Raw genomic sequence first — 13,208 nt, forward strand, 5'->3', positions numbered from 1 at the left:
CGCTTTGCTATATTCGTAGCTTGATCGATTTCTTGTATAGAGGATACAACCACTTTACGCCATTGGTCGTTAAAGTATCCGCGAGTAGATGCGAGGCATATCCGGCCATCGCGACCGCGGTGATGCCGTCGACCTGAATTTGCTTCTCCAATCCCCAGCCGATCGTTCCCCATAGGCCAAGCGCCCATACGGTATGCGTCATTCCGCGATGGGCTAACCAAGGGACCCAACCGACGAACAATCCGAAGCCCATTAGCCAATTGAGCTGGTAAGTCCAGCCTACATAGATGAGCGTAGCGCCAACGACGCTTACGAGCGCGTTCCGGATCGTGCCTTCCCGGGTAACGAATCCGAGTAAGATTAGGGCAACCGCGCTGGTCGTTAACAGCGGATGGAAATCTCTCCTGTCGAAGTACAAATAAGCAAGCACGATAGCGAAGAGAACGCCGCCCCAGAGCAGAAGCTCGCGCAACAACTTGGAAACCGGCCCCAGCTTGCTGCTTAAGAGACTGGGACCATCGAGATCCGCGCTTAACGCGGAAAATCCGGCAACGGACAAATACAACAAAGCATGATTAGCCGTAAACGGGTAATACAGGCTGGCTGCCGCTCCGATAGCGACGCCAATGGCAAGATGAGTGGATCCTTTCATAATAACCTCCGCTGACTGAACTTGATGTAATAGAATATGCGCGTTCATACCGACCGTCTTATGCAAACGTATGTTTGCTTGGCTATTATACAGATAGATTCGCCAGGATGCATCCTACCGGATGACTAAAAAATCGGAAGAGCGATTGCTCTTCCGATTTCCGATGCGTGTTACTTTTGCGAATTGGATGAAGGTAAAACATATTCGTATATCGTATCTATGCCGCTTGTATGGAGCACGGAATGATTACGAAAACGCAAGGTTTGACCCTGCCGATCGATGAATTCAAGAAAATCGCCAAAATAGGGAAAATCATTCGTTTCCGCGATTTGTTGGTCCTTCTCATCTAGTAGCTGCTTGTACAGTTGCAGGGTTTCTCCGGTTTCTCGGTTGTACAGAGTGAGGATTCCCTTGTGATTCGCGCGGAATAAAAGGAAGTCGTCATCGATCCCTTCAATAAAGTAAGCTTCGTCCTCGCCGCCAAGCTTAACCAAATCGATCGTTTCCAGGACGGCGCCCGTTCCGTCTTCAATAATTCACAGCTTTTCTTCATCGATTAACAAGGGGTGATTATCGTATTGAACGACATTGGGAGTAAAGCGATTAAAGTAATTCACGGTCGATTGACGGATAACTCCCCCATCCTTAATGAGAACGGTGAACATCCGATCGTGGACATGGGGTTCGCCATAGTTGTCGTGTATCGTGACAATGAGTAGTCCGCCATCCGTAGGATGAAAATGAAATTCGGTAGAATCAAAATCGTGGTTTCCCAAGTTGGTTAACGTTCGTTTAATGCCTTTGGAGTCCGTAACATACAGGTCGCTTGTTCCAGGCTTGATAGAGTAGATCAACCCGCCGTAAGTTCGATTCTCCGTTGTAGCGTCATGTAAACCAGTCGCATGCAAACTTCTATCCGATTTGTTCCACTTTAGGTTTTTACCGCTTAACGCATTTACGATGAATCGAGCCGGGATATAAGTCCGTTTGTCGGAAACGAAAGGAAACCCGCCGATATCCGTAACCTTCCCGTTTACGTAACCCGTTGTACTTCCCAATCGCAATGCCATCTTCAGCTTATCGCCGATTAATCGAAGGCGTTGATGAGCGCTGTCCCACTCCATCTGTAAACCCGCGATTATGAAAACTTCCTCTGCTCCTATGTAGACGACTCCGTCCCTGACGATTGCGCTGCCGTTAGTCTCCATTTCGTTATGCCACGTGAAACGGAAACTCGCTGGCGTCTCGGCGAACGTAAGAGTAGGGAAAAGCAACGCCATCGCTAGAACGCAGACTGTCAATCTCTTCAAATTCACATTTCCACTCCCTTCTATTTTATAGATATAATTACCAATCTTTAGACGGTTGGGATGCGGAAAAGTTGCACCTTCGCTTTGCGTTTGCTTTCCCGGCGGATATATACTGGATTAGAATGGCTTAGCAGATTGATTGTGAAAGGATGAAGCGACAATGAACGTTAAAGGCATACACCATCTGTCGGCCATGACGGGCGACGTGCAAGGTAACTTTAAGTTTTACACGGAAGTGCTGGGCATGCGTTTGATCAAGAAAACGGTGAACCAGGACGATACGACGGCTTACCATTTATTTTACGGGGACGAGCGGGGGAATCCGGGTACCGAGCTTACGTTCTTCGACTTTCCGGGGATCGGGCCCGCGAAAGCAGGGGTGAGCAGCATTTCGGGAACATCGCTTCGAGTTCCTAACGACAAAGCGTTAGACTATTGGACGAAGCGCTTCGCGGAGAAAAGCGTTAAGCATGAGCCGGTGACCGAGTTCGCCGGACGCAAAGTCGTTTTCTTCGAGGATCCGGAAGGCCAGCAATTGGCGCTTGTATCCGACGAGGGGAATTCCGGCGTCGCGGCAGGAGTGCCGTGGGAAAACAGTCCGGTTCCTGCCGAGGCGGCGATTATCGGCTTAGGACCGGTTAAGCTCACGGTCAGGAAACCGGAAACGACCGTTGCCGTGCTGGGACTGCTCGGATATAGGGAGAAAAGCCGCGTGCCCGCGCTTGTAGAAGGTCAAGAGGACATCATCGTCTTGCAGGTAGGAGAAGGAGGATCGGGGGCGGAGGTGCAGGTCGAGCCGCGCAACGATCTATCGGCGGCGGGGCCGGGAAAAGGCGGCGTACACCATGTAGCTTTCCGCATCGAGGACAAGGAAGAGTTAATGGCTTGGATCGAATTGCTGAACCAATTCCGATTGCCGCACTCCGGCTTCGTGGAAAGATTCTATTTCCGCTCTTTATACTTCCGGGAACCGAACGGAATCCTGTTCGAGCTGGCAACGGATGGACCCGGTTTCGTGACGGACGAGCCCTTCGAGACATTAGGAGAGTCGCTCTCCTTGCCTCCGTTCTTGGAAAATCAACGGAAATCCATCGAGGCTAAATTGAGGCCGCTCCATACGAAACGGTCGTAGGGAAAAGTTATTTTTTCTTGCCGCGCTTCATGGATAATCGAATCAAATAAGGACCGACCATGCTTCCGGCCGTCGCCGCGATCATGGAGTGCAGAGGGAGCTTCAATAGATAATAAAGAAGCGTCCCTCCCACTAGGTCTATGGCAATGAATTTCTTAACTTCCGATAACGGAATGACGATTACGACGAAACCGCGGTTTTTTTCCACTTTTATACCCCCACCTCAGAACCATTCGAACCTCTATTGCTTTACGTTCGGCGATGTCCTACCTTCAGTGTACTTTTCCGCCTTTTTGTCCCATTCCTATAAGATGCAGAGTTATGAAAAAATCCGTTTCGTTACTATCTCGTCTCGATTCGCCGGTAGAGGAAGGAGATAGTCCGATTTCGTTTCACGACCTTAAGCAACAATATCACCATTCATGAGAAAATATTAATTTTTCGGAAATCGCATAGAAATCACTCTCAAACCCGCGCCGTTAGCGGGTTTTTGATATTCCAAGAGCTGCAATGGAGCGTCCGGGATCGACAAATTAACATGAATTATTCACTTAAAGAATGACAAGCTTTTCAACCGCATATATGTACAATCTAACCTATATTACTGCGAGTAGCCTTCACCATTTGACGAAAGAGGTGTTGTCATGCGTAGGAAATTCATTCGGAATTTGTTCATTTGCGCGTTTGGAGCGGCGCTGCTCCTGGCACTAGGATTACGATTCCAAGCTTCGAACAACGAAGAAGCGGCGAGTTCGATCGTTTCGGCCAATGTCTCCGTTCAACCATCTATTTCGACCATAGTAACAAAGAGTTACGCAAAACTTTCCCCTGAAACGGAGAACTCGGAAAGCAACGACGATCAGATTATTGAGAGTATGGACGAAACAGCCGTATTAGAAGAACTGGCAAAGAACGCTAAGAACGAAGTACATATCTCGGCATTACCAGCACAGACAGTTAATACATATCAAGTTACGGCACATTACTTAAACGTTCGAGCGAACGGTTATCCGAAATCGAAAGTGATTAAAGTGATCGAAAAGGGGACTCTGCTTGAAATCGTCCGGACAACGGACAATGGTTGGCTGAGAATCAAGGGCGGGGGATACGTGCACGGAGATTACGCGGCAAGAGTTAGCGGAGGGATCGCGATGGAAACGTCGCTATCGGCAAAGCCCAAGCAAGGCGAGATATCGGACGTAGTCGACACAGTTGCTAAAATCAAGCAAGCCGAAGATTTATTGAACCCCGTGAAGCCTTCGTCTACAGTCGGCGTGGATTCCGGATTATCCGAAGAGGATATCGCGGTTATTTTCGAAGGTACGGATCTGGAAGGGCACGGGCTTGAGGAAGCTATTCTGCAGGTGGAGGAGGAGTATGGAATCAACGCCTTGTTCACCATAGCGGTCATGAAGCTGGAGAGCGGCAACGGCAGCAGCAAGCTAGCCAAGAGCAAAAATAATCTGTTCGGCCTGAACGCATCGGGCGGCGATGCTCACAAGAGAGCGTTCAGCTTCGAGACGAAGGGCGATAGCGTCAGGAAATTCGGTCAGCTTCTATCCAAGAGTTACGTAGGTAAGGGATACACGACGATCGAGAAAATCGCCACGAAGTACTGTCCTGCCAATTCCAAGTGGTCGGGGCTAGTCAAGAATATCATGAAGAGGGATTACAAGAAGCTGGATCTTATTTGAACCAGCCCTTCTCGTTAAACCGTTTGATCGCTTCCACCCGGTTGCTGACGTTAAGCTTGTCTAGAATAATGGAGATGTAATTACGTATCGTGCCCGTGGTTAAATAGAGCTCCGTCGCGATTTCCTTCGTGTTTTTCCCGTCGGCGATCAGCTCAAGCACTTCTCTCTCCCGATCCGTGAGCGGGTTCTCTTTGTCGCCGCCGTAAGCATCGTCCACGAGTTCGGAGGCGAATACGCGTCGGCCGGCTAGGACGCTGCGTATCGTACTGGCAAGCTCTTCGCTGGGACTATCCTTCAATAAGTAACCGCTAACGCCGGCTTTAATGGCGCGATCGAAATAACCCGACCTGGCGAACGTCGTCAATATGATGACCTTGCACGGAAGATCGCGAATCTCTTCCGCGGCTTCGAGACCGCTTTTACCCGGCATTTCGATATCCATGATGCAGATATCCGGCTTGTGCAAGCGGACGAGATCGATCGCTTTCTCGCCGTCCGACGCTTTGCCGACGACGATCATATCCTCTTCTAAATCAAGCAGAGAGCCAAGCGCTCCTAGTAGCATACGTTGGTCTTCGGCGATGACTATTCGAATCATGCATTCTCCTCCTTGTCGGTGCGTTTCGTGATTAGAGGGATTCTCGTAGTGATGGTCGTACCTTCAGCCAAAGAGATCTCTAAGGTGCCATTGACGAATTCCAGTCTTTCCTTCATGCCTTGCAAACCGTGGCCTTGCTTAAAATTTAGTCCGTTCGATCCTAAGTTGCCATTGTCCTTAACTTTCATAACGATCGCTGTGGAAGTCTCCTCCAAACAGAGGATGCAAGCCGAAGCTCCGCTATGCTTCACTACATTGTTGACTGCTTCCTTTAAGCACATGCTGAGAACATTCTCGGATAAGAGGGAGACGTTCCTGAGATTCGAGTCGCCTTCTACCGTAAATTCGATTTGCGCGGCATTCAGAATCTGCTTGATGCGTATGATCTCGTCCTCGAGCTTCGTACCGCGCATACGCGAGACGAGCAATCGGACTTCCTGCAAGGCGGTTCTCGCGGTTTGCTGGACGTCCTTCATCTCCAAGCGGGCTTGTTCCGGATTCTTGGCGATGAGCTTGTGGGCTAGGTCGCTTTTCAGTCCGATCAAGGACAGCTTCTGTCCCAGCGTATCGTGCAAGTCCCGGGCGATGCGCTGACGTTCTTCGAGCTTCACGAGCTCCGAGATCCGGATATTGGCGTCTTTAAGCTGTTCTTGGAGCACGCCCCGCTTATTGCGGTTATAGTTCCCAAGAGGAAGCAATATGACGGCGAGAAGACTGATCAGGATAAACGGAGTTTGCGTGATGAAAAACTTGTCCTGCTTAATAAAGCCGATATTGACGGTGAGGAAGCTAGTGGCGACGTGAATCGTATACAACGTAATAAACCCGGCCCGATTCTGTATGTTCCCGATGAAGAATGCCAGGAAGAAGGCGAAATACGCATAATTGTATAGCAGGGTCATCGCGATGGAAATGAGGATTTGCACGCTCGTCCCGACGTAAACCAGCCAACCTTTGGCGTTCAAGGTTAGCCGGTAGCAGAAGAAGAACAAGATGATCATCAATATACCCGAAGCGATCTCGATATCGGTTGAAGCCCGGAATATAAAATAGAACGGAAGAATGGAGAACATCAGCCATACATAAGGGCTAATTCCATTCGTTTTCGGAAAAACCTGGGCTTTCTTCAAGCGCTTGTACATGGGTAACGCTCCTATTGGCGGAATGAGCTTATGTCTATTTTATCATAAACAAAAGCCCGAGTAGACGAATCCCTCAGGCATTTGCAACTTTAGGCGACTTCTCCGTTCACCGGAGGTTCCGCTTTATTGGATTTTGCGGTAATCGGCTCGATCGGCTTCCCATGCAGATGTTTGATCTGCTTAAAGCTGACGAAGGTTTTGTTCCGTTCGTCCCAAAGTCGGAAGCGCAGAGCCTTCAGGCTATCGGCGAACGTGATCGTCGTCGCGTGTTGAAGCGGAGGCACGGCGTTATGAGCTTCTTCAAGGTTATAATTCGGTACTCTCGGGCTTAAATGGTGAACGTGATGATAACCGATATTGCCGGTTAACCATTGCATGATCTTAGGGAGCTTGTAGAACGAGCTTCCTTCGACGGCCGCTTTCACGTAGCTCCATTCCCCTTCGTTCTCGAAGTAAGAATCCTCGAACTGATGCTGTACGTAGAACAGCCAGATGCCGACCGCCCCGGATAACCAGAAAATCGGAGCTTGCACGAGCAAGAAATTCTGCCAGCCTAACGCCCAAGAGAGAAGGCCGTATAGCGTGATGATCGCCGCGTTGGTGATCCAAGTATTGATTCGCTCAGCGCGTCTAGCGCCTTTGACGTTGAAACGGTATTCGACAAGGAAAATCGCGATCGGACCGATTCCGAACATCACGAACGGACTGCGGTATATACGGTAATAAATTCGTTTCCATAGGGGAGCCGCGAGATATTCGTCGACGGTATATAACCACATGTCGCCGATGCCGCGTTTATCCAAGTTACTGCTCGTAGAGTGATGGATGGAGTGGCTATGCTTCCATTGATGATAAGGGAATAAAGTAAGAACTCCCGTTATCGTTCCGAGTATTTCATTGGCCTTGCGGCTCTTGAAGAACGATTGATGGCAACAGTCGTGAAAGATGATGAATGTCCGCACAACGAACCCGGACGCCAATATCACGAAAAGAAGCGTTAACCAATAGGACACGGATAAGCTCAGGTAAGCCGCGGTCCATAGAATGAAGAAAGGGGGAAGCGTATTCACGAGCTGACGGATGCTTGATTTCGTATTTGATTTCTCATAAGGAGCGACGCCTTTTTTAAGTTGCGCATGATTCGGGGTAGTCATAAGTTTCCTCCTTGTGATTTAAGCCTTTTGTAGTTTAACCAGCAGGATAGCAACTGTAATCCCTATTGTACGGGACGGCTGCGATTGCGGTTAGTCATAAGTGTCAATAGTCGCATATGACAAATGTCATATTCAGCTAATGGATAAAGCATTATGCAGCTATTGGATAAAGCATTAATGAAGGATTTTTTCGAACCGCGTCTAATATGTAATAGATGTAAAGCACCTTAGATTGTGGAGGCAAGAGTTGTGTCCATCAAAGTTAAACTATCGTTGCTAATCTCCATAGTCGTAACGATTATTCTTACGTTGAACATTTCCATATTTTATTATTCATCCAAGAGCGAGCTCGAATCGAAGACCAAGCAAGAGATGATAACGATTGCCATGCAGATCGGGACGAGCCTTGACGCGGCGGAGAAGTCCAGGAAATTCATGGAGGATACGCTAGGAGAGACATTGCGAGCGGTCTCTATAGCCGCCCAGAGCGAGCTCGATCCGCATATAGATAAAGTAAGCAACGAGCAGCTTGTCTCCCTGAGCCGCAAGCTTGGCGTCGATCAAATATCGTTGTGGAAGAGGACAAGCGACAATATCGTCGTCCAGAAATCGTCCGACCCAGGAGAAATCGGATTAGGCTCGAAGACGTTCGATTATTGGTATAAAGCCTTCAACCAACTGTTCGACCTCCAACCCGTTACGATACCGCAAGGCCAGAAGCTTCCGAATTATTGGTCCGGTCCTTATGAGTATTCGACTTCAGATCCTTCGAACATCAATAAATGGGGCTACTATTATGATGGTACGACGGATTACATGATCAATCCATACGTAAACGCGCAGGTGTTTCTGGACTTCGAGAACAATATCGGGACGGAAGCGCTTATTCGCAGTTTAATGGAAGACAATCCGAATATCGTGGGGATTAACGGGTTCGACCCTAGATTTTTCGGCAAGCCGGAAATCCGTAATTCGAAGAAAGGGGTAGTCGTGCATAACCTCGATGTGCGTCCTATTCCTTTCGGAGAATATGACTTCATGGATATGGATAACGATGTCATGAACGTCAATCTCGCGGTGGGTGCGGGAGAGCTGATCACGTCTATTTACCATCAGGAAGGCAAATCGATCATGAAGAGCTTCATTCCGCTAAGAGGCGGTACTCCATACGTCATTGGCGTGAATTTCGATAACGGCGCGATCGAGAAAGCACTGTACCGCCAACTGTTCCTTCATTCCGTCATTTCAATAAGCTTGATTATAGCCTCGTGGTTTGCCAGTTATTTTATCGCGGGTTTTATGATCAAGCCGCTTAGGCATATTTTAGATTATGTAAATGAAATCGCGCTCGGTCGTTTCGGCGGCAAAATCTCGATTCGCAGCAAAGACGAGCTAGGGACGTTATCGAGCAGGGTCAACATGATGGCAGATAATTTGCAGCTGTATCTGGGCAGGCTTCGCGATTCCGCGGAAGAATTAAGAAGCACTAAGGAATATCTGGAATCGTTCGTCAACCAAACCTCGGACGCGATCCATGTCACTGATCTCCAAGGCAACGTCATTCAAGTGAATAATGCATTCGAATCGATGTACGGTTGGGGGAGAGAAGAGGTACTCCATCGGACGCTTGCCCATATTCCGGATGAACTGATTTGCGAATACGAGGATATCAGGGGGAAAATCGAAAGCGGTCAATCTATCGCGGATTATGAAACCGTTCGTTATCGGAAGAAAGGGCAGCCGATCGACGTTAGCATTACGGTATCGCCGATTCGCAACGAGAAGGAGAAGGTCGTGGCGATTGCGGAAATCTCCCGGAACATTACGATACGCAAGCAAACCGAGGAGGTTATTCGCCGCTCGGAGAAGCTGTCCGTAATCGGTCAACTCGCAGCCGGAGTGGCTCACGAGATTCGCAATCCGTTGACCACGATTAGAGGCTTCGTTCAATTGAATCAACAACAGGGCTTTCTGTCACCCTCCTATCTGGACATCATGATGTCGGAGTTAGATCGGATTAATTTTATCGTGAGCGAATTTCTCGTCTTGTCCAAGCCTCAGGTTAATCACTATCAGCCGGTCGATATCAAAAGCTTGCTCAGCGATATGATTTCATTGTTGGACTCGCAAGCCAGTCTGCTTAACGTATCGTTCGAAACGAGATTTTCTCCCGACCTCCTTATGAGCTTGGGAGACGCGAACCAACTCAAGCAAGTAATCATCAATGTCATAAAGAATAGCATCGAAGCGATGGAAGATACGGGCGGCATCATTACGGTGGAACTGGAAAGCAGCCCAAGCAACGAATTCATCGTCATTCGGATCACGGATCAAGGCAGAGGAATTTCCGACGAGGACATGAAGAGGTTAGGCGAGCCTTTCTTCACGAACAAGACTTCCGGAAACGGGCTTGGGCTAATGGTGAGCCAGCGGATCATCACGAACCATAAAGGGACGATGAACATCAGCAGCAAGCTGGGCGAGGGAACGAGCGTGGAGATTCGTCTGAAGGTACGGACATAATCAGGGATATAAACTTTTCGCCCCTACGCATAATAAATCGATTGACATACATACTACTGGGGGGTATATTTAAGGGGCGAGATACCCTGCCGGGGTATGCCGGAAGGAAAGGAGCGATGGTAGAGATGGAGAATGAGCTTACGATCGATGCTCACGAAGAGCATTGCGACACGCATACGGAAGAAAGAAAAAGCCACCACTCCAACAAGACGAAATCGTCTTTGATTTCCAGGCTGAATCGGATCGAAGGGCAGATTCGCGGCATTAAAGGACTAATCGATAAGGATACTTATTGCGACGATGTCCTTAATCAAATCGCGGCGGCACAATCCGCGCTCAGTAGCGTTGGAAAGCTTCTGCTTGAAGATCACATGAAAAGCTGCATTGTCGAACGTATCCAATCCGGTGATCACGAGGTTCTGGATGAATTAATCGTTACGGTAAACAAATTAATAAGATAATGAAGATGGAGGGAATCTATATGTCTAACGTTACATTGAACGTTCAAGGAATGTCTTGCGGCCATTGCGTTAATTCCGTCGAAGGCGCGGTTAACAATCTAGGAGCGAAGGCTAAAGTCGATCTTCCGACGGGTTCGGTATCGATCGAATACGATGAGGACAAAGTTACTCTTGTTGCCATCCGAGAAGCGATCGAAGATCAGGGCTATGACGTCGTTTAATCGTATCGGAGTCATCTTAGAATGATGACTCCCTTTTTTTACTTATAAATATACCCCGTGTGGGTATAAGTCGAAAGCGAAGGTGACGAAATATGAACGGAAATCCAACCTTAGACGATAACGAGCAAGCATCCTTGCAAATTACGGGGATGACCTGCGCGGCATGCGCGAATCGCATCGAGAAAGGGCTAAACAAATTGGACGGAGTATCCCAAGCGACCGTGAACCTCGCATTGGAGTCCGCCCGCGTCGAGTTTACGCCATCCAACGTGTCCATTCCCGATATGATCAAGAAAGTCGAGCAGCTCGGGTATAAGGCTAAAATCAAAGAAGAAAATAAGGATAGGAGCGCGGAGCGGAAAATAGAAATACGCAAGCGGAGTCGCAGACTGCTGATCTCGGCGGTACTATCCTTGCCTTTACTGTGGGCAATGGTTGGGCACTTCTCCTTCACCTCTTGGATTTGGGTACCGGAGCCGTTCATGAATCCATGGGTTCAGTTGTTTCTAGCGACCCCCGTTCAGCTCGTTATCGGCTTTCCTTTTTACGTGAGCGCTTATAAAGCACTTCGCAACGGAAGCGCGAATATGGACGTCCTTGTCTCGTTGGGGACTTCCGCGGCTTATTTCTATAGCCTCTATTTGACCTTCCAATCCATCGGCAGCCACCATCAAGTCGATTTGTATTACGAAACGAGCTCGATATTGATTACTCTCATTTTGATGGGAAAATGGTTCGAAGCGATGGCGAAGGGGCGTACTTCGGATGCGATCAAGACATTAATCGGCTTGCGAGCTAAGACAGCGCTTGTCGTTCGGGACGGGATGGAGTTACGAGTTCCCGTCGAGGAAGTCGTCGTGGGAGACATCGTACTAGCGAAGCCAGGGGAGAAAATTCCCGTGGACGGCATCGTTATCGACGGGATATCGGCCGTAGACGAGTCGATGATTACGGGCGAAAGCATCCCGGCGGATAAGCGGGCAGGGGATTCGGTGGTAGGCTCTACCGTGAACACGAACGGAGCGTTGCGGATTCGGGCGACTAGAGTCGGTCATGAGACGGCGCTCGCGCAAATCATTAAAGTCGTCGAAGAGGCGCAAGGCTCCAAGGCGCCGATTCAACGCGTCGCTGACGTCATATCGGGCATCTTCGTTCCGATCGTCGTCGGAATAGCCGTCGCTGCGTTTCTCATCTGGTTCTTCGGCGTGGATAGTGGAAATTTCTCGGGAGCTCTGGAGAAGGCAATAGCCGTTCTGGTCATCGCTTGTCCGTGTGCGCTCGGATTGGCGACTCCTACGTCGATTATGGCCGGATCGGGCCGAGCCGCCGAGATGGGAATTCTCTTCAAGGGCGGGGAGCATCTGGAATCGACTCATAGGCTGGACGTCGTACTGCTAGACAAAACAGGAACGGTAACCAAGGGGAAACCCGAGTTGACGGATATTGAATTTAATTCGGATCCGGACAACCGGGATCGAATGCTGACATGGATCGCTTCGGCTGAACGCCATTCCGAGCATCCGTTGGCGGAAGCCATCGTTGCCGGAATCGAAGCCAAGGGGATATCGGCAGTCGCCACGGAGTCGTTCGAAGCCATTCCCGGATACGGGGTTAAGGCCGTCGTCGAAGGGCAAGAATTGCTTATCGGGACCCGCAAGCTAATGGAACGGCATTCGATAAATATGGACAATGTTCTAGGGAGAATGGCCGAGCTGGAGGAAGAGGGCAAGACGGCCATGCTTGTCGCGGTGAATGGCTCCGTTGCGGCTGTGATCGCGGTAGCGGATACGATTAAGGAGACATCCATAGCTGCGATCGCGAAGCTTCATGCGCTAGGTTTGCAGGTCATCATGATTACCGGCGATAATGCGCGAACCGCTTCGGCGATCGCGAAACAATCCGGAATACTCGAAGTACGCGCCGAGGTATTGCCGGAAGGCAAAGCCGAAGAGGTAAGGAAGCTGCAAGCGGCGGGCAAGAAGGTAGCGATGGTTGGAGACGGGATTAACGACGCTCCGGCATTGGCTACGGCGGATATCGGGATGGCGATCGGAACGGGAACGGACGTGGCGATGGAGGCGGCGGACGTGACCTTGATGCGCGGCGACCTGAGCAGCATTCCGGATGCGATATCGATGAGCCGTAGAACGATGCTCAATATTAAGCAAAATCTATTCTGGGCGCTTGCGTTCAACGTAATCGGTATACCGATAGCAGCGAGCGGATATCTAGCGCCATGGTTGGCAGGCGCCGCAATGGCGTTAAGCTCGGTATCCGTCGTGCTTAACGCGCTTAGGTTGCAAAGAGTCAGGCTGTAAATC

At 49.5% G+C, this 13,208-nt stretch carries 13 protein-coding genes; 6 read left to right on the forward strand and 7 right to left on the reverse strand.

What is annotated here, in order from left to right; genetic code table 11:
* Positions 1-7 precede the first annotated feature (7 nt).
* The 3 genes from DFP95_RS03745 to DFP95_RS03755 all read right to left on the reverse strand — a co-directional run bounded on the left by DFP95_RS03745 (position 8) and on the right by DFP95_RS03755 (position 1,962).
* Positions 8-652 (reverse strand): metal-dependent hydrolase, encoded by a 645-nt coding sequence (locus DFP95_RS03745; protein WP_115991191.1) that lies wholly within the window; start codon positions 650-652, stop codon positions 8-10.
* Positions 653-822: 170 nt separating this feature from the next.
* Positions 823-1,146, reverse strand: coding sequence for a hypothetical protein (locus DFP95_RS03750; RefSeq protein ID WP_115991192.1), 324 nt, complete (start codon positions 1,144-1,146; stop codon positions 823-825).
* 42 nt (positions 1,147-1,188) lie between these two features.
* Positions 1,189-1,962 carry a stalk domain-containing protein gene (locus tag DFP95_RS03755; protein WP_147304125.1) on the reverse strand — a complete coding sequence of 258 codons (774 nt, stop codon included), beginning with the start codon at positions 1,960-1,962 and terminating at the stop codon, positions 1,189-1,191.
* Positions 1,963-2,122: 160 nt separating this feature from the next.
* Here DFP95_RS03755 and DFP95_RS03760 point away from each other — a divergent pair, with 160 nt between their 5' ends.
* Entirely contained in the window at positions 2,123-3,094 is a 972-nt protein-coding gene (locus DFP95_RS03760) for a ring-cleaving dioxygenase (RefSeq protein ID WP_115991194.1), read from the forward strand.
* A gap of 7 nt (positions 3,095-3,101) precedes the next feature.
* Here the strand turns inward: DFP95_RS03760 and DFP95_RS03765 are convergent, their stop codons facing one another.
* Positions 3,102-3,302, reverse strand: coding sequence for a hypothetical protein (locus DFP95_RS03765; protein ID WP_115991195.1), 201 nt, complete (start codon positions 3,300-3,302; stop codon positions 3,102-3,104).
* 436 nt (positions 3,303-3,738) lie between these two features.
* Between DFP95_RS03765 and DFP95_RS03770 the strand changes: the two genes are divergently transcribed.
* Complete coding sequence (locus DFP95_RS03770; RefSeq protein WP_115991196.1) at positions 3,739-4,788, forward strand: glucosaminidase domain-containing protein; 1,050 nt, start codon at positions 3,739-3,741, stop codon at positions 4,786-4,788.
* On the opposite strand, the gene DFP95_RS03775 is transcribed toward DFP95_RS03770, so the two are convergent.
* The 3 genes from DFP95_RS03775 to desA all read right to left on the reverse strand — a co-directional run bounded on the left by DFP95_RS03775 (position 4,781) and on the right by desA (position 7,682).
* The gene (locus DFP95_RS03775; RefSeq protein WP_115991197.1) at positions 4,781-5,386 is read right to left on the reverse strand and encodes a response regulator transcription factor; all 606 of its coding nucleotides are present in this window, start codon (positions 5,384-5,386) and stop codon (positions 4,781-4,783) included. The genes DFP95_RS03770 and DFP95_RS03775 overlap by 8 nt on opposite strands.
* Positions 5,383-6,528: a sensor histidine kinase gene (locus tag DFP95_RS03780; RefSeq protein WP_115991198.1), complete on the reverse strand. Its 1,146-nt coding sequence runs from the start codon at positions 6,526-6,528 to the stop codon at positions 5,383-5,385. Before DFP95_RS03780 ends, DFP95_RS03775 begins: the two co-directional genes overlap by 4 nt.
* Positions 6,529-6,617: 89 nt before the next feature.
* Positions 6,618-7,682, reverse strand: a complete 1,065-nt coding sequence (gene desA / locus DFP95_RS03785) for a Delta(5) desaturase DesA (protein WP_115991199.1) — start codon at positions 7,680-7,682, stop codon at positions 6,618-6,620.
* Between the two features lie 249 nt (positions 7,683-7,931).
* On the opposite strand from desA, the gene DFP95_RS03790 reads away from it, so the two are divergent.
* The 4 genes from DFP95_RS03790 to DFP95_RS03805 all read left to right on the forward strand — a co-directional run bounded on the left by DFP95_RS03790 (position 7,932) and on the right by DFP95_RS03805 (position 13,205).
* Positions 7,932-10,205: an ATP-binding protein gene (locus DFP95_RS03790; RefSeq protein WP_181907225.1), complete on the forward strand. Its 2,274-nt coding sequence runs from the start codon at positions 7,932-7,934 to the stop codon at positions 10,203-10,205.
* A 125-nt stretch (positions 10,206-10,330) separates the two neighbouring features.
* Positions 10,331-10,666 (forward strand): metal-sensitive transcriptional regulator, encoded by a 336-nt coding sequence (locus DFP95_RS03795; RefSeq protein WP_181907226.1) that lies wholly within the window; start codon positions 10,331-10,333, stop codon positions 10,664-10,666.
* Positions 10,667-10,686: 20 nt separating this feature from the next.
* Positions 10,687-10,887: a copper chaperone CopZ gene (gene copZ / locus DFP95_RS03800; protein ID WP_115991201.1), complete on the forward strand. Its 201-nt coding sequence runs from the start codon at positions 10,687-10,689 to the stop codon at positions 10,885-10,887.
* A 92-nt stretch (positions 10,888-10,979) separates the two neighbouring features.
* Positions 10,980-13,205: a heavy metal translocating P-type ATPase gene (locus DFP95_RS03805; RefSeq protein WP_115991202.1), complete on the forward strand. Its 2,226-nt coding sequence runs from the start codon at positions 10,980-10,982 to the stop codon at positions 13,203-13,205.
* The last annotated feature ends 3 nt before the right edge of the window (positions 13,206-13,208 follow it).

Origin of the sequence: Cohnella lupini, from assembly GCF_003386205.1 — a bacterium.
In the GTDB taxonomy this organism is placed as follows: domain Bacteria; phylum Bacillota; class Bacilli; order Paenibacillales; family Paenibacillaceae; genus Cohnella; species Cohnella lupini.